Annotated in this window: 24 protein-coding genes and 1 riboswitch; of the genes, 16 read left to right on the top strand and 8 right to left on the bottom strand. The window is 74.0% G+C overall.

Annotation, left to right across the window (positions count from 1 at the left end; all coding sequences use genetic code 11):
* The first annotated feature begins 79 nt into the window (after window positions 1–79).
* From O7542_RS08150 to O7542_RS08200, 11 genes are all read left to right on the top strand, one after another.
* Entirely contained in the window at window positions 80–343 is a 264-nt protein-coding gene (locus O7542_RS08150) for a hypothetical protein (RefSeq protein WP_205796395.1), read from the top strand.
* A gap of 91 nt (window positions 344–434) precedes the next feature.
* A complete protein-coding gene (locus O7542_RS08155; RefSeq protein ID WP_281605978.1) occupies window positions 435–1,412 on the top strand; it encodes a zinc-binding alcohol dehydrogenase in 978 nt (325 codons plus the stop codon).
* Between the two features lie 2 nt (window positions 1,413–1,414).
* Entirely contained in the window at window positions 1,415–1,813 is a 399-nt protein-coding gene (locus O7542_RS08160; RefSeq protein WP_043323437.1) for a 6-carboxytetrahydropterin synthase, read from the top strand.
* Between the two features lie 4 nt (window positions 1,814–1,817).
* Window positions 1,818–2,855 carry a glycosyltransferase family 4 protein gene (locus tag O7542_RS08165; protein WP_281605979.1) on the top strand — a complete coding sequence of 346 codons (1,038 nt, stop codon included), beginning with the start codon at window positions 1,818–1,820 and terminating at the stop codon, window positions 2,853–2,855.
* A complete protein-coding gene (locus tag O7542_RS08170) occupies window positions 2,852–3,661 on the top strand; it encodes a class I SAM-dependent methyltransferase (RefSeq protein ID WP_210882655.1) in 810 nt (269 codons plus the stop codon). Before O7542_RS08165 ends, O7542_RS08170 begins: the two co-directional genes overlap by 4 nt.
* 153 nt (window positions 3,662–3,814) lie before the next feature.
* Window positions 3,815–4,711: a lysylphosphatidylglycerol synthase transmembrane domain-containing protein gene (locus tag O7542_RS08175; RefSeq protein ID WP_231915483.1), complete on the top strand. Its 897-nt coding sequence runs from the start codon at window positions 3,815–3,817 to the stop codon at window positions 4,709–4,711.
* 69 nt (window positions 4,712–4,780) lie between these two features.
* On the top strand, window positions 4,781–5,410 hold the full coding sequence (gene ribA, locus O7542_RS08180) for a GTP cyclohydrolase II (RefSeq protein ID WP_030499246.1): 630 nt from the start codon (window positions 4,781–4,783) through the stop codon (window positions 5,408–5,410).
* On the top strand, window positions 5,407–6,096 hold the full coding sequence (locus O7542_RS08185; RefSeq protein WP_043323447.1) for a RibD family protein: 690 nt from the start codon (window positions 5,407–5,409) through the stop codon (window positions 6,094–6,096). Before ribA ends, O7542_RS08185 begins: the two co-directional genes overlap by 4 nt.
* Window positions 6,097–6,203: 107 nt before the next feature.
* The gene (locus O7542_RS08190) at window positions 6,204–7,883 is read left to right on the top strand and encodes an extracellular solute-binding protein (protein WP_043323449.1); all 1,680 of its coding nucleotides are present in this window, start codon (window positions 6,204–6,206) and stop codon (window positions 7,881–7,883) included.
* Window positions 7,880–8,905, top strand: a complete 1,026-nt coding sequence (locus O7542_RS08195; RefSeq protein WP_281605980.1) for an ABC transporter permease subunit — start codon at window positions 7,880–7,882, stop codon at window positions 8,903–8,905. The genes O7542_RS08190 and O7542_RS08195 overlap by 4 nt, the downstream gene beginning before the upstream one ends.
* Entirely contained in the window at window positions 8,902–9,822 is a 921-nt protein-coding gene (locus O7542_RS08200; RefSeq protein WP_043323451.1) for a carbohydrate ABC transporter permease, read from the top strand. The genes O7542_RS08195 and O7542_RS08200 overlap by 4 nt, the downstream gene beginning before the upstream one ends.
* 9 nt (window positions 9,823–9,831) lie before the next feature.
* Here the strand turns inward: O7542_RS08200 and O7542_RS08205 are convergent, their stop codons facing one another.
* The 5 genes from O7542_RS08205 to O7542_RS08225 form a co-directional block, all read right to left on the bottom strand.
* Window positions 9,832–10,569: an amino acid ABC transporter ATP-binding protein gene (locus O7542_RS08205; protein ID WP_064445684.1), complete on the bottom strand. Its 738-nt coding sequence runs from the start codon at window positions 10,567–10,569 to the stop codon at window positions 9,832–9,834.
* The gene (locus tag O7542_RS08210) at window positions 10,566–11,342 is read right to left on the bottom strand and encodes an amino acid ABC transporter permease (protein ID WP_069088490.1); all 777 of its coding nucleotides are present in this window, start codon (window positions 11,340–11,342) and stop codon (window positions 10,566–10,568) included. The genes O7542_RS08205 and O7542_RS08210 overlap by 4 nt, the downstream gene beginning before the upstream one ends.
* 38 nt (window positions 11,343–11,380) lie before the next feature.
* Complete coding sequence (locus tag O7542_RS08215) at window positions 11,381–12,235, bottom strand: ABC transporter substrate-binding protein (protein WP_281605981.1); 855 nt, start codon at window positions 12,233–12,235, stop codon at window positions 11,381–11,383.
* Between the two features lie 110 nt (window positions 12,236–12,345).
* Window positions 12,346–12,471 (bottom strand): hypothetical protein, encoded by a 126-nt coding sequence (locus O7542_RS08220; RefSeq protein WP_255361248.1) that lies wholly within the window; start codon window positions 12,469–12,471, stop codon window positions 12,346–12,348.
* Window positions 12,472–12,504: 33 nt separating this feature from the next.
* Window positions 12,505–12,615, bottom strand: a riboswitch (SAM riboswitch).
* Window positions 12,616–12,684: 69 nt separating this feature from the next.
* Complete coding sequence (locus tag O7542_RS08225) at window positions 12,685–14,160, bottom strand: NAD(P)/FAD-dependent oxidoreductase (protein ID WP_281605982.1); 1,476 nt, start codon at window positions 14,158–14,160, stop codon at window positions 12,685–12,687.
* Window positions 14,161–14,538: 378 nt separating this feature from the next.
* Between O7542_RS08225 and O7542_RS08230 the strand changes: the two genes are divergently transcribed.
* Both O7542_RS08230 and O7542_RS08235 read left to right on the top strand, forming a co-directional pair.
* Window positions 14,539–15,837, top strand: coding sequence for a hypothetical protein (locus O7542_RS08230; RefSeq protein WP_166455969.1), 1,299 nt, complete (start codon window positions 14,539–14,541; stop codon window positions 15,835–15,837).
* A 64-nt stretch (window positions 15,838–15,901) separates the two neighbouring features.
* Complete coding sequence (locus O7542_RS08235) at window positions 15,902–16,354, top strand: hypothetical protein (RefSeq protein WP_064445687.1); 453 nt, start codon at window positions 15,902–15,904, stop codon at window positions 16,352–16,354.
* 1 nt (window position 16,355) lies between these two features.
* Here O7542_RS08235 and O7542_RS08240 read toward each other — a convergent pair whose 3' ends face one another.
* Window positions 16,356–18,887 (bottom strand): DUF6493 family protein, encoded by a 2,532-nt coding sequence (locus O7542_RS08240; protein ID WP_281605983.1) that lies wholly within the window; start codon window positions 18,885–18,887, stop codon window positions 16,356–16,358.
* The gene (locus O7542_RS08245) at window positions 18,884–20,218 is read right to left on the bottom strand and encodes an SWIM zinc finger family protein (RefSeq protein ID WP_166455967.1); all 1,335 of its coding nucleotides are present in this window, start codon (window positions 20,216–20,218) and stop codon (window positions 18,884–18,886) included. The genes O7542_RS08240 and O7542_RS08245 overlap by 4 nt, the downstream gene beginning before the upstream one ends.
* A 59-nt stretch (window positions 20,219–20,277) precedes the next feature.
* Here O7542_RS08245 and O7542_RS08250 point away from each other — a divergent pair, with 59 nt between their 5' ends.
* Both O7542_RS08250 and O7542_RS08255 read left to right on the top strand, forming a co-directional pair.
* Window positions 20,278–20,820 carry a GNAT family protein gene (locus O7542_RS08250; protein ID WP_043323469.1) on the top strand — a complete coding sequence of 181 codons (543 nt, stop codon included), beginning with the start codon at window positions 20,278–20,280 and terminating at the stop codon, window positions 20,818–20,820.
* A gap of 38 nt (window positions 20,821–20,858) precedes the next feature.
* The gene (locus tag O7542_RS08255) at window positions 20,859–21,269 is read left to right on the top strand and encodes a hypothetical protein (RefSeq protein WP_069088496.1); all 411 of its coding nucleotides are present in this window, start codon (window positions 20,859–20,861) and stop codon (window positions 21,267–21,269) included.
* 47 nt (window positions 21,270–21,316) lie between these two features.
* Here the strand turns inward: O7542_RS08255 and pgi are convergent, their stop codons facing one another.
* Window positions 21,317–22,951 (bottom strand): glucose-6-phosphate isomerase, encoded by a 1,635-nt coding sequence (gene pgi, locus O7542_RS08260; protein WP_166455966.1) that lies wholly within the window; start codon window positions 22,949–22,951, stop codon window positions 21,317–21,319.
* Window positions 22,952–23,194: 243 nt separating this feature from the next.
* On the opposite strand from pgi, the gene O7542_RS08265 reads away from it, so the two are divergent.
* Window positions 23,195–25,165, top strand: a complete 1,971-nt coding sequence (locus O7542_RS08265) for an ABC transporter ATP-binding protein (protein WP_281605984.1) — start codon at window positions 23,195–23,197, stop codon at window positions 25,163–25,165.
* Window positions 25,166–25,189 lie beyond the last annotated feature (24 nt).

Genomic DNA, 25,189 nt, shown 5'->3' on the forward strand with positions numbered 1-25,189 from the left:
CGCAGGTGAGAGGTTTGATCTGCGCTCAACCGGTCACTGGGACGGTAGCGACGACGCAAAGGGGGACACGGTGCCCGACATGATCCGCAACAGGTCCAGTCAGGACGCCGACCTGCCACGGGGGGTCACCGACCCGTTGCTCTGGCGGGCCGCGTACGACGTGGCCGTCGCGCACCGGCCCGACGAGTCCGGCCGGTGCGAGAGCCTGCTGTGTGACGGTCAGGTCGCGCCGTGCGACGCGCTGACGGCGGCCCACCGGGCGATGGAGCTGGCCGGGGACCGGCATGCCGACCGGGCCGAGCCGGAAACGTGGCGTACGGAGCAGCGGCGGCGCGCCGCCTGAGCACCGGGTCGCGGGCGGTTCGAACCGTTGACGCCCCGCTTCCGTGTTTATGATCGACAACTCGGTCGGAATGCGGGGAAGAGGAGAGTTCGTGACGGTAGACGCCCAGGCGTTCTGGCTCCGCGCTCCCGGCGAGGGCGAGATCCGGCCGGTGCGCGTCGCCTCGCCCGGCCCGGGTGAGGTGCTGGTGCGTACCCGCTTCTCCGGCGTCAGCCGCGGCACCGAGACGATCGTGTTCACCGGCCGTGTCCCGGCCGACCAGCACGCCGCCATGCGCGCGCCGTTCCAGGAGGGCGACTTCCCCGCCCCGGTGAAGTACGGCTACCTCAACGTCGGCACGGTCGAGGCCGGCGACGAGCGGCTGCTCGGCCGTACCGTCTTCTGCCTCTACCCGCACCAGAGCGCGTACGTGGTCCCGGCCGACGCCGTGACCGTCGTGCCGGACGGCGTGCCGGCGCAGCGCGCGGTGCTGGCCGGCACCGTGGAGACCGCGGTGAACGCGCTGTGGGACGCCGCGCCGCTGGTCGGCGACCGGGTCACGGTGATCGGCGGCGGGATGGTCGGCTGCGCGGTCACCGCGCTGCTGGCCCGCTTCCCCGGCGTCCGGGTCGAGCTGGTCGACGCCGACCCGGCCCGCGCCGACGTGGCCGCCGCGCTCGGCGCCGACTTCGCCGCGCCCGCCGACGCGGCCGGCGGTCGCGACCTGGTGGTGCACGCCAGCGCCACCGCCGACGGGCTGCAGCGCGGCCTGGAGCTGCTGCGTCCCGAGGGCACCGTGCTGGAGCTGAGCTGGTACGGCGACCGGCCGGTCACGCTCGCGCTCGGCGGCGCGTTCCACTCCCGACGGCTGCGCATCCGCAGCAGCCAGGTCGGCACGGTGTCGCCCCGGCGCGCCGACCGCAGCTACGCCGACCGGCTCGCCCTGGCCCTGGACCTGCTCGCCGACCCGGCGTTCGACGCGCTGCTCACCGGCCGGTCCCGCTTCGACGACCTGCCCGACGTGCTGGACCGGCTCGCCTCGGGCCGGCTGCCGGCGCTGTGCCATCTCATCACCTACGGCGAGGAGTGAACGTGTTCAGCGTGACCGTCCGGGACCACATCATGGTCGCCCACAGCTTCCGCGGCGAGGTGTTCGGCCCGGCCCAGCGGCTGCACGGCGCGACGTTCGTCGTCGACGCCACGTTCCGCCGGCCGGAGCTGGACGACGACGGGATCGTGGTCGACATCGGGCTGGCCACCGAGCAGCTCAAGGCCGTGCTCGGCGAGCTGAACTACCGCAATCTCGACGACGAGTCCGCCTTCACCGGGGTGAACACCACCACCGAGGTGCTGGCCCGTACGGTGGCCGACCGGCTCGCCGACGCGGTGACGGCCGGCCGGCTGGGGGAGGGGGCGCGCGGCCTGACCGGGATCACCGTCACCCTGCACGAGTCACACATCGCCTGGGCGAGCTACGAGCGGTCGCTCTGACCGGATGAGCGTCGTCCACGTGGTGCTGCCGGGTGACATCGACGACCCGGCGGACCCCAGCGGCGGCAACGCCTACGACCGGCACGTCTGTCGTGGCCTGGCCGGACGCGGCTGGACGGTCCGGGAACACCAGGTGCCCGGCGGCTGGCCGCACCCCGGGCCACGCGAGCGCGCCGACCTGGCCGGACTGCTCGGCGGGCTGCCCGACGGCGCGACGGTGCTGCTCGACGGCCTGGTCGCCTCCACCGTGCCGGACGTGCTCGCCCCGCACGCCGCGCGGCTGCGCCTGGTGATCCTCGTGCACCTGCCGATCGAGGGGGAGACCGAGGCGCGGGCGCTGGCGGCGGCCAGCGCAGTGGTAGCCACCAGCGAGTGGACCCGCGGCCGGCTGCTCGACCGCTACCGGCTGCGCCCCGAACTGGTGACGGCCGCCCCACCCGGCGTCGACCCGGCGCCCGTCGCCCCCGGCACGCCCGGCGGTGGGCGGCTGCTCTGCGTCGCCGCCGTCACGGCGGTCAAGGGCCACGACGTGCTCGCCGCCGCGCTCGCCGAGGTGGCGGACCTGAACTGGACCTGCGACTGGGTGGGACCGCTGGAGCGGGACCGGCCCTTCGCCGACCGGATGCGCGGGCGGCTCGCCGCCGAGGGTCTGGGCGCCCGGGTCCGGCTCACCGGCCCCCGTACCCGGCCGGACCTGGCCGCCACCTACGCCGCCGCCGATCTGCTGGTTCAGCCCTCGCGACAGGAGACGTACGGGATGGTGGTCACCGAGGCGCTGGCCCGGGGCGTACCGGTGCTGGCCAGCGACACCGGCGGCCTGCCGGCCACGCTCGGGCACGCGCCCGGCGGCGAGCGGCCCGGCCTGCTGGTGCCACCGGACGACCCGGGCGCGACCGCCGCGGCGCTGCGCCGCTGGCTCACCGACCCCGGCCTGCGGGACCGGCTGCGCCGCGCCGCCCGGCAGCGGCGGGACACCCTCGACGGCTGGACGGTCACCGTGGACCGGCTGGCGACGGCGCTGAAGGAGGCGACCGCGGCATGACCACCTCACTCCCGCCCGGCTTCGCGGACTGGCTGCGGCTGCGAGAGCCCGCCGACGCGGCGGCCCGCAGCGCCGAGCTGGCCGACGCGGTCCGCGACCGGATGCCCGCCGGCCGGCCGCTCGTCGTGCACGACCTGGGCAGCGGCACCGGCTCGATGGCCCGCTGGCTGGCGCCCCGGCTGCCCGGCCCGCAACACTGGGTGCTGCACGAACGCGACCGGGACCTGCTGGCGCTGGCCCGCTCGGCGCGGCTCACCGCCGCCGACGGGGCCGAGGTCACCGTGACGACGCTCGACTCGGACATCACCCGGCTGACCGCCGCCGACCTGGCCGGCGCGCACCTGGTCACCGCGTCCGCGCTGCTGGACATGCTCACCGCCGAGGAGGTCGGGCGGATGGCGGCGGCCTGCGCCGGGCACCCGACGCTGTTCGCGCTCACCGTCACCGGGCGGGCCGAGTTCACCCCGCCGCACCCGCTCGACGCCGAGCTGACCGCCGCGTTCAACGCCCACCAGCGGCGCACCGTCGACGGCCGGGCGCTGCTCGGGCCGGACGCCGTGGACGCCGCCGTGGCCGCGTTCTCCCGTCACGGCGTCGAGGTCGTGGTGCGCCCCACCCCGTGGCGGCTCGGCCCGGAGCAGGCGGAACTGGCCGCCGAATGGCTCACCGGCTGGGTCGCCGCAGCGGTCGAGGAACTACCGCATCTGTCCGGGCCCGCCGGGACGTATCAGAAGTGGCGGCTCGCCGAGGCCGCCGCCGGCCGGCTCGACGTGGTGCTGCACCACGCCGACCTGCTCGCCGGCTGAACCGTACCGGCTGCTGGCACGTGACAACCGGTGGGAACGAGGGAGGACCGTTTGTCACACGTCGCCGTCGCCGTCGCCGTCGCCGGACCCGTACCGGCTGTCACGCCCGCGCCGCCGCGCCGGGCCCGGACGCGCCGGACCTGGGTACGTCCGCTGCTCGGGCTCGCGGTGCTCGCCGTGCTCGTCGCGTCAGTGGGCACCGGTCCGTTCCTGGCCGGGCTGCGCCTGATCGACGCGCCGGCGCTGGCCGCCGCGCTCGGCATCGGCGTGATCACCACCGTCTGCTGCGCCTGGCGCTGGTCGCTTGTCGCCGGCGGGCTGGGCGTACGGCTGCCGATGCGCGCCGCGGTGGCGCACTGCTACCGGGCGATCTTCCTGAACTCGACGCTGCCCGGTGGCGTGCTCGGCGACGTGCACCGGGCGGTCCGGCACGGCCGCGACGCCGGGGACGTGGCCCGGGGCGTACGGGCGGTGGTCTGGGAGCGCACCGCCGGTCAGGTGGTGCAGGTGGTCATCGCGGTGGCGCTGCTCGCCGCGTTCCCGTCGCCGGTGCGCCGGTACCTGCCGTGGCTGGCGGCCGGCCTGGCCGTGGTGGCGCTGGCGCTGGCGCTGGCCGCCCGTGCGGTGCCCCGCTCCGGGGCGTCCCGCTGGGCGCGGGCGGCCCGGACCGTGGTCGCCGACGTGCGCTCCGGCGTGCTGGGCCGCCGGACCTGGGCCGGTGTGGTGATCGCCTCGACTGTGGTGTTCGCCGGCCACCTGGCCACGTTCGTGGTGGCCGCCCGCACCGCCGGGACGGACGCCCCGCTGTCCCGCCTGCTGCCGTTGACGCTGCTCGCCCTGCTGGCCATGGCGGTGCCGCTCAACGTGGGCGGGTTCGGCCCGCGCGAGGGGGTCGCCGCGTGGGCGTTCGCCTCGGCCGGGCTGACCGCCGCGCAGGGTGTGGCGACCGGCACGGTGTACGGCGCGCTGGTGCTGGTGGCCAGCCTGCCCGGCGCCGCGGTGCTGCTGGCGCGGCGGATGCCCCGGCGGGAGCCCGGCAACTGTCGGTGATCCCGCCTACGGTGGGGGAGCGAGGTGTGCGTCGCCGGGTCCGCCCGGCGACCGGACGACAGGAGAACCATGGACGAAACCCTGCCCACCGCGACGGTCCGGACCCGCGTGACGGTCCCGCTACGGTTCCCCGACGGTTACGTGACGACCGCGCGCGTGCACACCTTCCACGGTCTCGTCGACGGGCGCGAGCACCTGGCGTTCGGGCTCGGTGAACACGTCGACGCCGACCCGCCGCTGGTCCGCCCGCACAGCGAGTGCCTCACCGGGGACGTGTTCGGCAGCCAGCGCTGCGACTGCGGGCCGCAGCTGCGCGAGGCGGTCGAGCGCATCGCCGAGGCCGGTGGCTACCTGCTCTACCTGCGGCAGGAGGGGCGGGGCATCGGCCTGTACGCCAAGCTCGACGCGTACGCGCTGCAGGACGACGGCCTCGACACGTACGAGGCGAACCTGGCGCTCGGGCGCGGCGCGGACGAGCGTGACTACACGGTGGCCGCGCAGATGCTCGGCGCGCTGGGCGTGGACCGGGTGGCCCTGCTCAGCAACAACCCGGACAAGGCGGCCCAGCTCGAACGGCTGGGCGTCACGGTGGCCGACCGGGTGTCCACCGGCGTGCACCTGTCGCCGGCGAACGCCGGTTACCTGGCGGCCAAGGTGACCCGCGCCGATCACGCCCTCGACCTGCCGTTCGTGCCGTGACCACCCGCCCGTACGTCCTGCTCAGCTGCGCGATGTCGATCGACGGCTACATCGACGACGCGACCACCGACCGGCTGCTGCTGTCGAACGACGACGACCTGGACCGGGTCGACGCGACCCGGGCCGGGTGCGACGCGATCCTGGTGGGCGCGGCGACAGTGCGCCGCGACGACCCCCGCCTGCTGGTGCGCAGCGAGCGGCGGCGCGCCGAGCGGGTGGCGCGCGGCCTGCCCCCGTCGCCGGTGAAAGTGACAGTCACCGGCAGCGGCGACCTCGACCCGGGGGCGCGCTTCTTCACGATGGGTGACGGGCTCAAGCTGGTGTACTGCCCGAGCGGAGTGGTGGACAAGGCCCGTGAGCAGGTCGGCGCCGTGTCCACGGTGGTCGACGCGGGCGATCCGGCCACCGCGGAGGCGGTGGTGGCCGACCTGGCCGGGCGCGGCGTGACGCGCCTGATGGTGGAGGGCGGCGGCTCGATGCACCGCCAGTTCCTCACCGCCGGCCTGGCCGACGAGCTGCACCTGGTGGTCGCCCCGTTCTTCGTGGGGGACCGTCGGGCGCCGCGCTTCGTCGGGGACGGCCGCTTCCCGTGGCACCCGGGCCGTCGGGCCCGGGTGGTCGAGGTGCGCCAGATCGGCGACGTGGTGCTCACCCGCTACGCGTTGTCCGACCGCTGCCCGGCCTGACCCGTCGTCCCGCCCGGTCCACCCTTGTGCAAGCTCACGGTCATGATTAGTTTGTTGACCATCCATACGAACTAATCCACTGCGCATCCCTTCCCGAAGGGGGACCGATGACCGCGCACCACCCCGACCCGGGCTCCTCCCGCCGTCGCTTCCTCGGCCTGGTCGGCCTCGGCGTGGCCGCCACCACCGCCGGCCCGCTGCTCGCCGGCTGCTCGGAGAAGCCGGCCGGCACCGGCGCCGCCCAGAACCTCGACGCCGTCTCCGGCCTGCTGCCCAACCACAAGGACCTGCCCGGCGGCATCAAGCCCGACATCGTCGGCACCCGGCCGGTGCCCGACGGCTACACCCGCTACCCGGCCAGCCTCGTCGACGCCGTCACCGACAAGCCCGGCACCAGTGGCAAGCAGGTCACCGCCATGACCCCCGCCTGGGGCCCGGCGCCGCCCGGCGTCGCGCAGAGCGCCTACCTCCAGGCCGTCAACGCCGAGCTGGGCACGCCCGTCAACTTCACCATCCAGGACGGCAACACGTACGCCGACAAGCTCAACGCGATGCTCGGCGCGCGCGACGTGCCGGACCTGCTGTGCGTACCGGGGTGGGAGGTGGAGAAGATCCCGCGCTTCGCCGAGGCCATCAAGGTGCTCTTCGAGGACCTGACCGACCACCTCAGCGGCGACGCCGCCGCCGCGTACCCGATGCTGGCGAGCTTCCCCACCGGGGCCTGGCGGCGCGCGGTCTGGAACGAGCGGCTCATGTCCGTGCCCAACCCCACCGACGGGCCGTTCCCGTGGGCGCTGTTCACCCGCAAGGACGTCCTCGACGCGCGCGGCCTGGCCGTGCCGGCGAACCTGGACGACCTGCTCGCCGTGGCCAAGCAGGTGACCGACCCGGCGCGCAAGGTGTGGGCGTTCAACGACGTCTTCGCCATGATCCAGATGTTCCACAAGGTGCCGGGTCACAAGGGCGGATGGCGGGTCAAGTCCGACGGCACCCCCGAGTTCAAGTACGAGACCCCGGAGTTCCGCCGCGCGCTGGAGGTGATGGCCAAGATCTACGCCGACGGCCTGGTCCACCCGGACATCGTGGCCAGCAGGGGCGCGGACGCCAAGCAGCTGTTCGCCAAGAACGGCGCGATCGTGTTCCTCCAGGACGGCGTCGGCTTCTGGCAGGGCGCCCAGGCCGAGCACCAGAAGACCAACCCCAAGCTGAACATCCAGCCGGTGCCGATCTTCTCCGCCACCGGCGGCGACCCGCTGGTCTGGGGCGACGACGAGCCGATCTCCTACACGTTCGTCAAGAAGGGCCTCGGCAAGGACCGGGTCCAGGAGCTGCTGCGGATCATCAACTGGTGCTCCGCGCCGCTGGGCAGCCAGGAGGCGCAGCTGCGGGACTTCGGCGTCGCGGGCAAGCACCACAACCCGTCGCCGAACGGGCCGGTCAAGACCGACCTGGCGTTCAAGGAGATCGCCAACCAGTACTTCTTCATCAGCGGCCGCAACCCCACCATCGGGCCGTTCCCGGACACCCCGCGCTTCGTGCCGGACGTGCTCGCGTACTCCAACGAGATGGTCAAGCACATGGAGCCCAACCCGTGGGCCGGGGTGAAGCTGGAGATGCCCGCCGCGTACAAGGCCAACCAGGTGCCCACCGAGGACAAGTTCACCGACGTGCTGCGCGGCCGCCGACCGCTGAGCGACGTGGACGCCATCGTCAAGGAGTGGAAGGCCGCCGGCGGCGAAGAGGCCCGGAAGCTGCTCGCCGACGCGCTGCCCAAGGCGGGCCGATGAGCGAGCCGGCCGTCCTGGCCGGGCCCGAGCGGGCCCGGCCGGACGCCCCGGCCTCGCCCGGCCGACCGCCCGGCCGACCTCCCCGCCGCCGCCGGGTGCCGCTGCGCACCCGGCTGCGGCGGGACTGGCAGCTGCTCGCCATGGTGGCGCCCGGCTTCGGAATCCTGCTGGTCTTCAGCTACCTGCCGATCGCCGGCAACGTCATCGCGTTCCAGGACTACAACCCCTACCTCGGCGACAACCCGTGGCAGGCGTTCGCGCACAGCGACTGGATCGGCTTCGGCCAGTTCCAGCTGCTGTTCTCCGACCCGGCGTTCTGGGACGCGTTCCGCAACACGCTGGCGATCACCGCGTTCCAGCTCGTCTTCTTCTTCCCGCTGCCGATCGTGCTGGCCATCGCGCTGCACAACCTGCTGTCCAGCCGGCTGCGCGGGCTCATCCAGACCATCGTCTACCTGCCGCACTTCTTCAGCTGGGTGCTGGTGGTCACGTTCTTCGTGGCGATGCTCGGCGGCGCGGGGCTGCTCGCCCAGACCATGCGCGACGCCGGGATGCAGCCGTGGAACGTGATGACCAACCCGGACACGTTCATCGTGCTGGTCACCGTCGAGGCGGTGTGGAAGGACGTCGGCTGGGGCACCATCGTCTTCCTGGCCGCGCTGTCCACCATCGACCAGAACCTCTACGAGGCCGCCGCCGCCGACGGCGCCGGCCGGTGGCGGCGGCTGTGGCACATCACGCTGCCCGGCCTGCGCCCGGTGATCGTGCTGCTGCTCATCCTGCGCCTGGGCGACGCGCTCTCAGTCGGCTTCGAACAGTTCCTGCTGCAACGCGACGCCGTCGGCCGGCAGGCCGCCGAGGTGCTCGACACCTTCGTCTACCACTTCTCCATCGCCACCGGGAACTACGGGTACGGCGCCGCGGCCGGACTGTTCAAGGCCGTCATCGGGCTGGTGCTGATCCTGGCCGCCAACCGGGTGGCGCACATGCTCGGCGAACGAGGGATCTACTCCAAGTCATGACCACGCTGATCCGCCGGGTCGCCGGCGACCGATCCCGCCGGCCGGTGTGGCAGGAACCGCCCACCCCGGTCGGGCAGGGCCTCAAGGCCGTCGTGCTCACAGTGCTCGTGGCGGGCGTGCTGTTCCCGCTCTGGGTGATCCTGGTGACCAGCCTGTCCTCGCGGGAGACCATCGCGCGGGCCGGCGGCCTGGTGGTCGTGCCCCGGGGCATCGACACGTCCGCGTACGAGACGATCTTCGCCGGGGGTGCTGTCACCCGGGCCCTCTGGATCAGCACGCTCGTCACGGTGATCGGCACCGCCATCGCGCTGACGGTCACCGTGCTCGCCGCGTACGGGCTGTCCCGGCCGGGCTCGCTGGGGCACCGCTGGCTGCTGGCGTACTTCCTGATCCCGTTCCTGGTCTACCCGCCGCTGGTGCCCCGCTACCTGGTGGTCACCGGGCTGGGCCTGAAGGACACCATCTGGGCGCTGGTCCTGCCACCTGCTATCAGCGTGTTCAACCTGGTCGTGGTGCGCGGGTTCTTCCAGGGCATCCCGTCGGAGCTGCTGGACAGCGCCCGCATCGACGGCGCGAGCGACTTCCGTACGCTCGCGCGCATCGTGCTGCCGCTGTCCCGCGCGGTCATCGCCGTGGTCGGCCTGTTCTACGCGGTCAGCTACTGGAACGTCTGGTTCGACGCGCTGCTGTTCATCGACCGCAACGACATGTACCCGATCCAGCGGGTGCTGCAGAGCTACCTGCTGGCCGGGCAGGCCCCGCACACCTCCGGCGGCAGCAGCGGGGTGACCATGCCACCGACCGAGGCGGTCAAGATGGCGGTGGTGGTGCTGACCGTCGCGCCGATCGTCGCCGTCTACCCGTTCATCCAGCGGCACTTCGTCAAGGGCGTGCTGATCGGCGCGGTGAAGGGCTGAGGCGGCCGGTCACAGAACCTGGGACAGGAAGCGTCGCAGCCGCGGGTGCTCCGGCGCCTCGAACACCGCCTCCGGCGGGCCGGACTCCAGCACCACGCCCGCGTCCATGAACGCCACCGTGTCGGCGACGCTGCGCGCGAACCCCATCTCGTGCGTCACCACGACCATCGTCATGCCGGCCGCAGCCAGGTCCGCCATCACCGCGAGCACGCCCTTGACCAGCTCCGGGTCCAGCGCGCTGGTCGCCTCGTCGAAGAGCATCACCTGCGGGCGCAGCGCCAGCGCCCGCGCGATCGCGACGCGCTGCTGCTGCCCGCCGGAGAGCTGCGCCGGCCGCGCGTCGGCCTTGCCGGCCAGGCCGACCAGGTCGAGCTGGGCGCGGGCGAGCGCCACCGCCTCGTCCTCGTCGAGCTTCTTCAGCTTGCGCAGCGCGAGCGTGATGTTGCGCAGCACGCTCAGGTGCGGGAAGAGGTTGAACTGCTGGAACACCATGCCGATGCGCTGGCGCAGCGCGTCCGGGTCGTCGCGCAGCACGCTGCGGCCGTCCAGCAGCACGTCGCCCCGGTCCGGCTCGATCAGCCGGTTGATGGTGCGCAGCAGCGTGGACTTGCCGGAGCCGGACGGGCCGATCACGCAGGCGGCGCCGCCGCGCGCCACGTCCAGGTCCGCGCCGCGCAGCACCCGGTGCGCGCCGAAGGCCAGGTGCACGTCGCGGACGGCCAGGCTGACCGAGGTGGTGGTGGTCATCGCGGGTCCTTTCCGGACGGGGTGAGGTCGACCGGCTCGGCATCCGGCTCCGGCTCGGGCGGCGCGGCCGGGCGGCCCTGCCGCAGCCGCCGGTCCAGCCAGTTCACCGCGTGGGTCAGCGGCACGGTCAGCAACAGGTAGAACAGCCCGGCCAGCAGCAGCGCGGACTGGTTGCCGGTGTTCGCGGCGTAGTCCTGCCCGATCCGGAACAGCTCCCGCTGGCTGGCCAGCAGGCCGAGGAAGTAGACCAGGCTGGAGTCCTTGATCAGCGAGATGAGCTGGTTGACCCAGGCGGGCAGCACCCGGCGTACGCCCTGCGGGATGATCACCAGGCGCATCGCCTCGCCCCAGGAGAAGCCGAGCGCCCGCGCGCCCTCCAGCTGGGCGGCCTCCACGCTCAGGATGCCGGCCCGGAAGATCTCGCCGAGGTAGGCGGCGGCGATCAGGGACAGCGCCAGCACGCCCAGGGGATAGGGGTTCGGGCCCCAGACCTGCATGCCCAGCGGCGCCAGGCCGACGCCGATGAGCAGGATGGTCGCCGCGGCCGGCAGGCCGCGGAACACGTCGGTGTAGATCCGCGCCGGCCAGCGCAACCACCGGGTACGCGAGATGCCGGCGACGGCCAGCAGCATGCCCAGCACCGAGCCGAGCAGGGCGGCGGAGACCGCCAGGGTGAGCGTGTTGGGCAGCCCGACGGTCAGCATCTCGGGCAGCGCCTCGCGCATCGACTCCCAGTCGAAGAACGTCTCCCAGAGGGTGCTCAGTGGGTCCATGTCCGCTCCGTCCGCCCTGCTCGTGCTCGGTTACCGGCTCAGGAGGCGGCCGACGGCGCCGGCGCCGCCACCGACCCGCTGCCGGGCTTGAAGTCGGCCGGGATCGGCCGCCCCGGGTAGTACTCCGCCTGCAGGCGGCTCCACGTGCCGTCCGCGATCACCTCGTCGAGGCCCTTGTTCAGCGCCTCGCGCAGCTTGTCGTTGCCCTTCGCCACGGCGAACGCGGTCGGGGCGGGGCTGAGCTGCTTCGCCGCGACCTTGATCTTGCCGTTGCTGTCGGCGGCGGACTTGTCGCCGATCTCCGCCGGGGCGATCCAGGCGTCCGCGGTGCCGGCCTTGAGCTGGTTGATCGCGCTGTTGTAGTCGGGCACGCGTACCGGGTCGAGGTTCTGCTTGGTGGCGTAGTCGTCCTGCACGGTGCCCTGCACCACCACCACGCGCTTGCCGGCGAGCTGGTCGAAGCCGGTGAGCGTGGAGCCGGCCGGCACGTCCAGGCCGAAGTAGCCGAAGTCGTAGCCGTTGCCGAAGTCCACTGTCTTCTTGCGCGCCTCGGTGATCGTGATCGAGGAGCTGCCCACGTCGAACTTGCCGCTGTTGACCTGGGCGAGCAGGGCGGAGAAGTCGGTGCCGACGAACTCCACCTTCAGGTCGATCTTGGCGGCCACGGCGCGCAGCAGCTCGTTGTCGAAGCCGGTGAACTTGCCGTCCTTCAGGAAGACGTTCGGCGGCGCGTCGGTGAGCGTTCCGGCGCGGATCACGCCGGGCTGGAGCAGGCCGTACGGGTTGTCGGCCGCGTCGGTGTCGTCGCCGCCGCAGGCGGTGAGCGCGGTGACGGCGAGCAGGGCCGCCGCGCCGACGGCGGCGGCACGGGTCAGGACGGTACGGAAACGCACGATGTCTCTCCAGAGTGGATGGACGCGCGGAGGCGCGCGTCGGCGCCGGCCCGCCGGACAGACGACCGGGCCGGAGAAGGATGGATCGGAAAGAGGGGGGTGGCGCTCGCTCAGCGCGCGGGGCGACAGGCGTCGCTGCACACCCGCATCAGGTCGACGTGGCGGCGCTTGACCAGCGCGAAGCGGGCCGGGTACGCGGCGACGTCGCCGGAGGGGGTGGAGGGTGGTACGGACATCGGTCTCCCTGGTCTGGTGCTGACCTGGGTGCCAGGCCACGCTTGCACCGGCGGCTGCCGGTGCCTGGTCTTCACCCGGGGCACCCCACCGCGGAGGAGGGTTGCCGGCCAGCGAGCCGGGGCTTCGCGCTGGCGCTCATGACCTGCCCAGAAGGCTAGCAGCACCGCCGGGGCGGCCGTCCAGCGGTTATGACCACCCTCACGCGCGGCGCCTTACCGACGGGCCGGGACGACCGGCGCGTCCCGGCCGGTGCCGTGCCGCGACGGGCTGCGCTGCTCGTGGTAGTCCTGTTCCACGTTGACGGTCCAGACGTCGTGCTCCGCGCCGTGCGCGATGTTCTCCGCGGTCAGCATCGCGGTGAGCATCGAATGGTCGGCGTTGTTGTACCGGTGCATGCCGTTGCGTCCGACCGGGTGCACGTTCGGCACGTTCGCAGCAAGCCAGCCCCGGATGACGTCGACGTTGCGCTGGTACCGCTCGTCGTAGACCGGGTACGCCTTCGGCATCCGGACCACGTAACCGGCCTCCACGCAGCCGGGCTTGACCAGGCCCAGCCGCTCCAGCTCGGCGGTGGCGAACGCGACCAGTTCGGCGTCCGGCGTCCGCCACATCTCGTCGCCCTCGAACACGAAGTACTCCAGCCCCAGGCACGTCCGCCCGTCCTTGACCAGGTACGGCGACCAGGAGCCGAAGTTCTGGATCCGGCCCACCCGGGCCGCCGGGTCGTGCACGTAGATCCAGTTGTCCGGGAACGAGAACTCCTCCGGCACCACGAGCGCGACGGTCAGGAAGTCTCGGTACCGCAGGTCGTCGGCGGCGGCCCGCACCTCGGGCGGTGCCTCCGGCCGCATCGCCCGCACCAGCGCGGAGATCGGCATCGAGGAGATCACATGATCGGCCGGCTCGGTCCGCTCACCGTCCGCGTCGACGAGCGTCACCGCTGTCGCCCGCCGGGCCGTCGGGTCCCGCCGTACCTCGGTCACCCAGGCGCCGGTGCGTACCTCGCCGCCGCGTCGGGCGACCTCCTCGGCGCAGCGCTCCCACATCATCCCGGGGCCGTGCTTCGGGTACTGGAACTCCTCGATCAGGCTGGTCACGTCCGTGCGGTCGCGCCGGGGCAGCAGCGCGTTGCGCATCGCGGTGGCCAGCGACAGGTTCTTGATCCGCTGGGCCGCCCAGTCGGCCTGCAACTGGTCCGCCGGCATCCCCCAGACCTTCTCCGTGTACGTCTTGAAGAAGATCGAGTAGAGCCGCCAGCCGAACCGCGCCGACACCCACCCCTCGAAGTGCGACTGGTCCTTCGGCGGGCGCAGCCGGGCCCGGCCGTACGAGGCCAGACAGCGCGCCGCCTCCAGCAGGCCGAGGTTGCGCAGCGCGTTTCCGGCGCTGAGCGGATAGTCGAACAGCGCCCCGCGGTAGTAGATCCGGCTCATCCGCGGCCGGAGCAGGAAGTCCTCGTCCGGCAGGATCTCGTGCCAGAAGTTCTCGACCCGGGACACCTTGGTGAAGAAGCGGTGCCCGCCGATGTCGAAGCGCCAGCCCTCGCGCTCCACGGTCCGGCTGATCCCGCCGACCACGTCGTCGGCCTCGTAGACCCGGACCGGCTCGCCGTGCCGCAGCAGCTCGTACGCGGCGGTCAACCCGGCCGGCCCCGCCCCGATGATCACGGTTCCGTCGCCGTCACCCATGCCGTCCGCGCCCCCTGCCGCCAGCCTCCCGATGCGGCACCGCGCATACCCGCCCCACCGGCAACTTCACCTGCGCACCCACCCCGATGCGCCGCCCACCCACCCCACCCCGCCCCGCCCCGCCCCGACCCGACCCGGCCTGGCCCCGTCGATCATGAAGTTGACGGCGTTTGGTGTCTGATTTGTCGCCGCCAACCTCATGATCGACGCGGGCATGGGGGCGTGCCGGACAGGTGTGTGGGCGGGCCGGACGGGGCAGGCCGGAGGGGTGTGGGCCGGACGGGTGCCGGCGGGGACGGGTGTGGGCGGGGACGGATGGGGAATGCGGGCCGGGTTTCCGGCCGGGCCGTCGGCCAGGGGCCGACCGGTGGGAGCGCGATGACGGAGGAGCGGCGGGTCGATCCCGGTGGCGCGGTCGAACCCGGCGGCGCGGCCGGACCCGATCGCGCGGCCGGCCCTGCCGTCGGGGCGCGCTCCGGGCGTACCCGGTGGTGGTCGCGTGGAATCCGGGTCGCCCGCGGGGTGCCCGAGCCGTGGGGATTCGTGTTCGCCGTCTTCGTCGGCTCGAAGCTCGTGCTCAGCCTGCTCGGCGTGCTGGTGCTGGCCGCCTGGGACGGGGTGCCCGGCGCGCCGCCGGCCGGCGAGACCGGGATGCGGGAGCAGCAGGACGCGATCTCGTCGCACCGCTGGTTCTCGCTCTGGTTCGCCTGGGACTCGTTCCTCTACGAGCACCTGGCCCGGCTGCCACTGGACCGGCCGTGGCCGGACTTCGGCTTCCCGCTGCTCTATCCGTTCCTGGCCCGGCCGCTCGCGCCGCTGCTCGGCGGTCACACCGCCTGGGCTCTGCTGCTGGTCAGCAACGTGGCGCTGGTGGTGCAGCTCTACTTCGCGTACCGGCTGGGGGGCCGGCTGCTCGGCGGCGCCGCACCGGCCGACGGCCGGCGAGCGGTCCGGTACCTGCTGCTCCTGCCGACGGCGTTCCTGTTCCAGGCGGCGCTCACCGAGTCCCTGTTCGTCTGCCTGGCGCTGGCCACCTTCTGGTACGCCGAACGACGCCGCTGGCTGGTCGTCGGCGTGGTCGGCTACTTCCTGGCGATGAGCCGCTCCGTCGGCTTCCTCGTGGTGGCGCCGCTGGCGCTGGTGCTGCTCCGCCAGCACGGCTGGCGGGCCGGCCCGCGCGCGTGGCCGCGACTGCTGCGCGAGGGCTGGCCGCTGGTGCTGGTGCCGGCGGGCTGGCTGACGTTCATGGCGTTCTGCCGCTGGCAGAGCGGGGACTGGTTCGCCTACCAGCACGCGCAGGAGACCGGCTGGGCGATCCGGTTGCAGAACCCCGTCGCGACGGCGGTGTCCGCGCTGACCGGCGGCAACTCGGCCGACGCGCTGCGGGTGTGGATCGCGGTGGCGACGCTGGTGGTGGCGGTCGTCGGGCTGCGCCGCCGGGCCGACTGGCCGTACCTGGTCTACACGCTCGTCGTGGTGCTGGTGCCACTGTCGATGGGGCCGCCGGTGTACAAGAGCCTCCTGCGCTACCTGCTCGCCGCGTTCCCGGTCGCGTTCGTGCTGGCCCGCTGGGCTCGCCGGCCCGGCCTCGACGGCTGGCTCACCGCCGCGCTGGCGCTGCTGCAGGGCGCGTTGTTCGCGGTCTGGCTCACCTACTGGACCCACCTGATCATCTGACGACCGCCCCGGCCCGCCGCCCCGTCGTCCGGCGCTCCGCCCGGGCGGACCGCAGAATGGGCTGATGACCGATCGGCGGGTGACCCTGGACGACCTCGGCGCCTGGTTGATCAAGGGCAACGCGGACGCGGTGGACCTTACGGCCCGCTTCGCCGCCGACCCGCGCGTCACCGGCTGGTGCGTCCGCCCCGGCTACCGGGTACGCCTGATGCGCGCCGGCCAGCCGGTGGTGTTCTGGGCCAGCGGCAGCCGGGGCCGGACGCCGTACGGCGTCTGGGGCGTCGGGCGGATCGCCGCCCCGCCGCAGCCCGGCGCGCCGGGCGAGCCGTGGACCGCGCCGCTGGACCTGACGATCCTGGACGAGCCACTGCGGGTACGCCGCGAGGTGCTGCGCGCCGACCCGCGGCTGGCCGGGGCCGAGGTGCTCCGGCAGCCGCAGGCGGCGAATCCCTCGTACCTGACCGTGGCGCAGTTCGACGCGCTGTGCGCCTACCTGCCCGGCGACGGGGGCGGCTGACTCAGGCGGCCAGGGCGGCGGCGAGCCGCCGGGCCTCGGCGACCAGCCGGCTGCTGCCGCCCCGGGCCACCACGTCGGCCAGCCCTGGTACCTCGATCCGGACGCCCGTCGCGGTCGCCGCCTCCGCCGCCAGCGCGAGCAGGTCCGGCGTGCCCCGCGGTGGCGTCGGCCCGGCCAGCAGCGGCGGCAACGCCGCGGCGAGCAGCCGCCAGACGCTCAGCCGGGCGCCCGCCGCCAGCGCGTCCCGCAGCGGCGTGACGGCCCGGGTGAGGATCACCTGCCCCTGCGCCCCCATCTCGCCCAGATGCCCGCCCACCGCCGGCGCGTTCAGGTCACCGGCGGCGGCCAGGATCAGCAGCGCGTCGAGCGCGGCCACCCGGTCCGCCTCGTGCCGGGCGCACAGCCCGTACGCCACGGCCAGGTCCAGCGCGGGCCCGCCCGCACCAGTGCACTCGGCGAGCGCCAGCAGGACCGGCCCACGCCCGGCGAAGTCCTCCTGGGCGGCCATGGCCAGCTCGGGAAGGACCTGGGCGGCGACCACGCCCCGGTGGCCGGGCAGGACGGCCGGCCACAGGTGCCCGGCGTCGAAGATCCGGCGGCCGATCGCCGCCGGCCGCACAGTGAGCAGGCCGAACCGGTCGTCCACGTCGGCCGGTGGGGTGAGCGCGACGAGCCGCCGTCGTTCCGGTAACTGGTCGTAGCTCCAGTCGTAGCGGCCGGACCGGTCCCGCCGGCCCACCGTCACCACCTCCTGCACCGGCGCCGGCACGCCACCGCCGCGCAGCCAGGCCGCCAGCTCGACGCCGCCCGGCGTGCCGAGCGCCTCGGCGCGGGCCGCAAGCGGCTCGTCGACCCCGGCCGGCAGGCGCAACAACGCCTGCGTGTAGTCCCACCTCCAGTACGGCCGGTCGCCGAGCGCCGCCAGCCGATCGTAGAGCACCTGCGGTTCGACCGCCCCGGTGGCCGAGGTGGGCGCGGACAACAACCCTGGATCGTCACGGCCGTCCAGGCGCTGCCCGGCCTCGGCCAGCCGGAGGCGGTATAGCCACATCGGCGCGGGGCGGCCGGAGGCCACCGCGGCAGGCCCGCCACCAGCCGTAGCCAGCGTCGAGGCCCAGCCGTCGCGGCGCCGGGTGGCGTCCCCGATACGCGCGACGAACAGCAGCAGCCGGTCGATCTCGAACGAGGGGTCGGACCGGGCCCAGATGTGCTCGTACTCGGCCACCTGCTCCCGGCGCAGCACCGGCGCCAGCGCGACCTCGAGACGGTCGCGGTCACGGGTGCCCAGCCGCAGCAGCCCGTCCATGACCCGTTCCAGCACCGAGGCCGGCCACAGTCCGCGCAGTGTCGCCGCCACCTCCTCCACCAGCTCGTCCACGTCGGCGATCGGCGGTGGCGCGGCCGGCGCCGGCAGCGGCGGCGGCAGGTCGTCACGAGGCTCGGCCACGGTGGCGACCGCCTCTGGCCGGTGACCGTGCCGCGCCGCCAGCGCCAGCGCGCGCTCGCGCAGTCCGGCGTCCGGGTGACCGGCCGCCACGGCGAGCACCGCGCCGACCTCCGTGGCCTGATCCGGGTGCTGCCGGGCCAGCCGGTCGAGCCAGGTCAACTGTGCCCGGACCAGCGCCTTCTCCGGCCGGGCCAGCACCGTCCGGGCGGTTTCCCACAGCGCCTCCGGCTCGGCGGCGTCACCGGCCTCCCGCAGCGTCCGCTGGGCGGCGCGGGCCACCGGCCCCGGCCCGTCGGCGAGCAGCCGCAGGTAGGCGCTCGACCGCACCGCCACCTCGTCCGGAGTCGGCGCGAGCAGGTCGTGCAGGGCCAGGAACGGGCGCAGCGCCGCCGGCCGGTCGCCGCGCAGCAGCCGGCCGAGCACGCCGTTGAGCAGGGCAGCGCGGTCGAGCCGGCCCTCCGCCGCCAGCGCCGCCAGCGCACGGGGCAGGGCATCCGCGTCCGTGCCCGCGCCGTCGCCGCGGGCCAGTTCGGTGCCCACGCCGTCCACCTCGAACAGGCGCGGCAGCAGCGCGTCCAGGAACGGGTCCGCGCGCAGCCGGTCCACAGTGGGTGGGCGCGTCCCGCGTGGGGCCGGGGAGCCCTGTGCGGCCGCCCACCCGCGCACGAAGTCGTCCCCGGTCGGCGGCGGCGCCTTCTCCGCCAGCAGGAGACCGGCGACGAACCGCCAGCCCGCGAGCATCCGGTCCCGGGGCAGCCGGTCGGCCAGCTTGTACGCCACGTCCGCCAGCCAGGTCACCCCGCGTTCCCGGGCCACGTCGACCACCGGCGCGGCGTCGACGCCGCTCAGCCAGACCGAGTGGCGGCCGAGCAGCGCGGCCACCTTCGTCGGCGTGCTCAGCGTCCCCACCGCTGCGACCGCCAGCGTCGCCGCCTCGCCCTGCCACCACCAGGCGTCCCGCCTGCGGCGCACGTCGGCGACCAGTTCGTCGCCGAGCGCCCGGCGGGCCGGCTCGTCCAACCCGGCCAGGGCGGAGCGGACCTCGGACATCCTGCCGCGCACCACCGCCTCGACGAACCCGGTCACGACAGCACCTCCACCGGCGCCGCGACCATCGACACGGCCAGCGCGTGCCGGCACGGCCCCCGCTGCCCGCGGTGCCGCGCCCACCAGCGACAGGTGCAGGAGTATGCGCCGTCCGGGTGGCGGCGCACCCGGTAGACCTCGGCGTCGGTGCGTACCGTCGCGTCCCCGCCGTCGCGCTCGACCGCGCCGTGCTCGACCAGCGCCCGCGCGCCGAGCAGCCGCGGGTTGTCCCGCTCCGCGCGGCCCGCGTCGTAGGGCATCACCCGGTGGAAGTACGCCCCGTCCGCCACGTCGTACCCGACCCGCCCGGCGGTGCCCAGCTGGGCGAGCGCGGCACGCACCCGCCCGTCGGGCAGCGCGGCGGCGTCGGCCAGCGCGGCCACGTCGATCGTCGGATCCCAGTTGAGCAGCGCGCCCACCAGTTCCGCGTCGTCCACCACGTCGTCACCGGCGAGCGCCGCCAGCGCCGCGCCCTCGCCGGAGAACCCCCGGTACGGCTCGGGGGACAGCGTCAGCGACACCCGCAGCGCCCCGGTGTCCAGCTCCCACGTGCTCGGCACGGCCGGCGATCCGGCGCGCACGGCCGGGCCGTACACCCGCAGCGTGCGGGCGTGGCGCAGCACGCCGCGCAGCGCCGCCAGCCGGCCCGCGCCGGCCAGGCAGACCGCGCCCGGCGCCGGGCGGGAGGTCAGCCGCAGCGTACGCCCGGCGGGCACCGCCCACAGCACACTGCGGTCCGTCGCGGCGGGCAGCCGGCGCAGGAACGCCGCCGCCTCCGCCGCCGGGACCTCGGCGCGCGGCTCGAAGCCGGCGGTGAGCACGTGCACCTCGGCGAAGCCGCGCAGCCAGCGTCCGGGCAGCGGCACCTTCCGCTCGACCACCGAGCCGTCCATGGTGGAGACGGTCAGGTCGTCCGGGCCGACCGCCACGTGCAGCGGCTCGATGCCGCCCACCCGGGCCAGCGCCTCCCGCAGCGGCGGGTTCACGTCCACGTTCGTGGTGCCGTGGCCGCTGATCTCGCCGTCCAGCCCGGCCGGCAGGACGTCCATCCGGGCGTACACCCCGCAGCAGCCGGAGAACGACTCGAACCGCAGGCGGCCTCGGCTGCCGGTGACCACCGGGTCCAGGCTGGCCGGGTTGACCGGCTGGTGGTAGCGGGTGCGGGCCACCTCGGCGACGGCGAGCAGCCCGGCCGCCGCGACGGCCGGGGCGGTGAGGAACCCGGCGAAGAAGCGCGGGTTGGCCGCCGGGCCGCCGCAGGTCTGCAGATCGAGACCGGCGGCGCGCAGCGCGGACGGCTGAAGGTATCGGTACGTCTGGACGGCGTTCACGGCGCAGACCGTAGAGGGACCGACCGACAAAAGCGCGACGGTCCTGCTAGCTTCCTCGGATGTTCGCCCACGCCCTCACCGACGACGCGGAGCTGCGTCCACTGTCGCCCTGGCACGCCGACGAGTTCCTGGCCAACCTCGACCGCTGCCGCGAGCACATCTCGCCGTGGGTCGGCGCGTCCTTCGTCGCCACCGACGCCGAGTCGGCCCGCAAGGTCCTCCAGGCGTACGCCGACCGGTGGGCCCGCGACGACGGCGGCCTCTGGGGCATCTGGCAGCGCGGCACGCTCGTCGGCGGCGTGCTGTTCGTGTCGCTGAGCACCGCGCGCGGGGTGTGCGAGGCGGGCTGCTGGCTGGAACCGGGCGCCGAGGGGCAGGGCCTGGTCACCCGCGCCGCGCGCGTGATCATCGACTGGGCGGTGCGGGAGCGCGGCATCCACCGGGTCGAGTGGATCACGAAGGCCGGCAACGACCGCAGCATCGCCGTCGCCAAGCGGCTGGGCATGAGCCGCGACGGCGTCCTGCGCGGGGCCGCCGCGACGCCGGAGGGCCGCGCCGACATGGAGGTCTGGTCGGTGCTGGCGCCGGAGTGGACGGCCTGACCGCCGAAACTGTCGTACCCGGACGTGAACATGTGTCCATGGCTGTCCCCGCACTGGCCGACCGGTCCCCGCAGCCGCGCGCCCTGCCGCTGCGCGAGGTCCGCACCCGGCTCACCCAGCTCGTCTCCCTGGCCGAGCTGACCGACACCGTCACCCTCGTCACCCGCGACGGCGATTCCCGCCCGATCGCCGCGATCGTGCCCGCGCCGGCCGCCCGCACCGGGGCCCAGGCGCGCGCCGACGCCGAACGCGTCGCCGCGATCAGCGCCGGCTGGGCCCGCCGACTGGAGGAGCTGCACCAGCAGTCCGGCCGGCGGCACGCCGCCGAGCTGCGGGCGCTCGCCGACGCGCTGGCCGAGGCGTGGGCCGAACTCGACCGCCGCGCCCCGGCCGGCGACCCGGCGCTGATCCGGCTGCGCGCGGCGCACGCCGACCTGCTGCGCCGCTGACCCGTGGCGTCCCGGCCGGTCGCGCGCGGGACGCCACGGGTACGCGGTCAGCTCCGGCCACGCTCGGCCCGGTAGCGGCGGATCAGTTCGGCGGTCGAGGTGTCCACGTCGGCCAGGTCCGGGTCCGGTCCGGTGAGCTTCGGCGCGAGCTGGTTGGCCATCACCTTGCCCAGCTCCACACCCCACTGGTCGAAGGCGTTGATGTCCCAGACCGCGGCCTCGGTGAACGTGATGTGCTCGTAGAGCGCGATCAGCTGGCCCAGCGTCGACGGGGTGAGCTTCGGCGCCAGGATCGACGTGGTCGGGTGGTTGCCGGCCATCACCCGGTGCGCCACCACCTCGGGCGCGGTGCCCTCGGCCTCCACCTGCTCCCGGGTCCGCCCGAACGCCAGCGCGGCGGTCTGGGCGAAGAAGTTCGACATGAACAGGTCGTGCATGTCGCCCAGGTCGTGGTTGGGCCGGCTGAACGCGATGAAGTCCGCCGGGATCAGCCGGGTGCCCTGGTGGATGAGCTGGTAGAAGGCGTGCTGGCCGTTGGTGCCCGGCTCACCCCAGAAGATCTCCCCGGTCGGGTACGTCACCGGCGAGCCGTCGACGCGTACCGACTTGCCGTTGCTCTCCATGGTGAGCTGCTGCAGGTAGGCGGGGAAGCGGTGCAGGTACTGCGAGTAGGGCAGCACCGCGTGGGTCTCCGCGCCGAGGAAGTCGGTGTACCAGACGTTGAGCAGGCCGAGCAGCGCCGGCACGTTGCGTTCCACCGGAGCGGACCGGAAGTGCTCGTCGACCGCGTGGTAGCCGGCCAGCATCTCGCGGAACCGCTCCGGCCCGATGGCCAGCATCACCGACAGGCCGACCGCCGACGGCAGCGAGTAGCGCCCGCCCACCCAGTCCCAGAAGCCGAACATGTTCTCCGGGTCGATGCCGAAGTCCCGGACCCGCTGCTCGTTGGTGCTGACCGCGACGAAGTGGCGGGCCACCGCGTCGTCGTCCGCGTCCAGCCCGGCGAGCAGCCAGCGCCGCGCCTGGTCGGCGTTGGCGAGCGTCTCCTGGGTGGAGAACGTCTTGGAGACCACCACGAATAGCGTGCTCGCCGGGTCCAGGTCGGCGGTCTTGTCGTGGATGTCGGTCGGGTCGATGTTCGACACGAACCGGCAGCTGATGCCCGCGTCCCGGTACGCCTTCAGCGCCTCGTACGCCATCACCGGTCCCAGGTCGGAGCCGCCGATGCCGATGTTCACCACAGTGGTGATCCGCTCGCCGGTGTGGCCGCGCCACGAGCCGGAGCGCACCCGCTGCGCGAACGCCGACATGCGGTCCAGCACGGCGTGCACGTCGGCGACCACGTCCTGGCCGTCCACGGTGAGCGAGGCGTCCGCGGGCAGGCGCAGCGCGGTGTGCAGCACGGCCCGGTCCTCGGTCACGTTGATGTGCCGCCCGGCGAACATGGCCGCGATCCGGTCGGCCAGCCCGATCCGCTCGGCGAGCGCGCCGAGCAGCGCGACGGTCTCGTCGGTGATCAGGTTCTTGCTGTAGTCCACGTGCAGGTCGGCGACCTCACCGGTGAGCCGCTCACCCCGCTGCCCGTCGGCGGCGAACAGGTCGCGCAGGTGCGTGCCGCGCATCGCCTCGGCGTGCTTGCGCAGCGCCTGCCATTCGTCGGTGGTGGTGACGTCCACAGCCATCGGGTCGATCTTCTCCTTCACGACGGGCGGTCGGCCGGCCTGCGCCGGCGAACCCCACAAGCCTGCCACCCGGACCGGTCGCGCGCGACGCGACCCGGCGGCGACCACCGTGCGGGCGGTCTTTCGCCCGCCGCCCGGTGGACACGCGGTTGGGACGCCTGTACGACACGCCGAACACGGGGAGACATCTGTCGATTGCGGAACGTAAGCTCCGGAGTCGTCGGCGTACCGGAGGAGACGCGTATGGCAGCGGTTTTCGGTCCTCGGCGCCCCTCGGACGAGCACCCGCCGGACGAGCCCGCCCCGGCCGGGAGCGCGGCGGGCGACGAGACGTCGCTGCCGGAGCTGGCGGACGGGCACTGGATGAACCGCGCCACCGAGTTCGCCCACACCAGCTTCTGGTCGGTGGCGCGCCGGCTGCCCGCCCTCGTCCGCGAGGCCATCGGCCTGGCCTGGGCGACCAGCCGCCGAGACACGCTCGCCTCGATCGGGCTCAACGTGGTCGCCGGCCTGCTCACCACCTTCGGCCTGCTCGCCACCACCGGCGTGCTCCGGCAACTCTTCGCCGACGGGCCCACACCGGACCGGATCCGGGCGGCCCTGCCCGCGCTCCTGCTCGCGGCCGCCGCCGTGACGGCCCGGGGAGCGCTGACTGTCGCCGCCGGCTGGGCGCAGGCGCGGCTCATCCCGCAGATCAACTACCAGGTGGAACTCCGGCTGTTCGAGGCGACCACCGCTGTGGAACTCGCCGCGTTCGACGACGCCGGCTTCGCCGAGGAGATGGATCGTGCCCGGGATCGGGGCATGGCCGAGGCCGCGTCGATCGTGGACCACACCGTGAACCTGGTGACCGGGGTCGTGGGTGTGCTGGCCACCGCCGCCGCGGTCACCGTCATCCAGCCCGTCCTGCTGCCGTGCCTGCTGCTCGCCGCGGTGCCCGAGGCGGTCACCGCGGTCAAACTGGCGCGGCGGCAGTACCTGGCGCTGCTGGCCTGGATCACCCGTCGCCGCCGGATGTACCTGCTGGCCCGTTTGATGGCCGATCGGCACACCGCCGCCGAGATCCGTGCCTACCAGATGCGGGACTTCCTGCTGGCCGAGTACCACCGGATGATGACCGTCGAGACCCAGGCCCAGCTCCGGCTGGCCCGTTCGCAGACCGTCACCCGAGGACTCGGCCTGTCGGTGACCGGCGTGGCCGCGTTCGCGGTCTACGCCGTACTGGGCGGGCTGCTGATGGGCGGCGTGGTCGCGCTGGCGGCGGCGGCCACCGCGCTGCTCGCGCTCCAGGCCGCGCGGACGAGCCTGCGCACCGCGATCTTCGCCACCAACTCGCTCTACGAGGACGCGCTCTACTACCAGGACTACCGCGACTTCCTCGACCGGGCCACCCGGCGGATCCCAGCCGGCGGGCACCTGCCCGTCGACGGGTTCACGCGCATCGACGTCGAGCGGGTCAGCCTGCGCTACCCGGACACCGACACGGCGGCGGTCGACGAGGTAAGCCTCACGTTCCGGCGCGGTGAGGTGATCGCGCTGGTGGGGGAGAACGGCTCCGGCAAGACCACGCTCGCCAAGCTGATCGCCGGCCTCTACCGGCCCACCGGCGGCACGATCCGCTGGGACGGCGTGGACACCGCCGAACTGGACCCACGGCAGACCGCCGCCCAGGTCGCGGTGATGAGCCAGGACTGGTGGAAGTTCCCGTTCACCGCCCGGCAGAACATCCGCGTCGGCCGCCACGACCGCGCCGACGGGCCCGGCCCCAGCGTGGAGACCGCCGCCCGCGACGCCGCCGCGCACGACATGATCAGCGAGCTGCCGTTCGGGTACGACACGCTGCTGGACCGGCAGTTCAAGGACGGCCAGGACCTGTCCGGCGGGCAGTGGCAGCGGCTGGTGGCCGCACGCGGCCTCTACCGCGACGCCCGGCTGCTGATCTGCGACGAGCCGTCCGCCGCGCTGGACGCGCGTGCCGAGCACGCCCTCTTCCAGCATCTGCGGCGGCACCCGGACCGGGCCGTCGTGCTGATCACCCACCGGCTGGCGAACGTGCGGCACGCCGACCGGATCTTCGTGATGGACCACGGCCGGCTCGTGCAGTCCGGCAACCACGACACGTTGATGGCCCAGGGCGGGCTCTACCGCGAGCTGTTCGAGTTGCAGGCGGCCGGCTACCTCGCCGGCAGCGCGGAACCCGCCGCCGACGGTTGACCTCCAGCGCACTCGAACTCCTAC

The organism is Micromonospora sp. WMMC264 (assembly GCF_027497275.1).
Taxonomy (GTDB): Bacteria; Actinomycetota; Actinomycetes; order Mycobacteriales; family Micromonosporaceae; genus Micromonospora; species Micromonospora chalcea.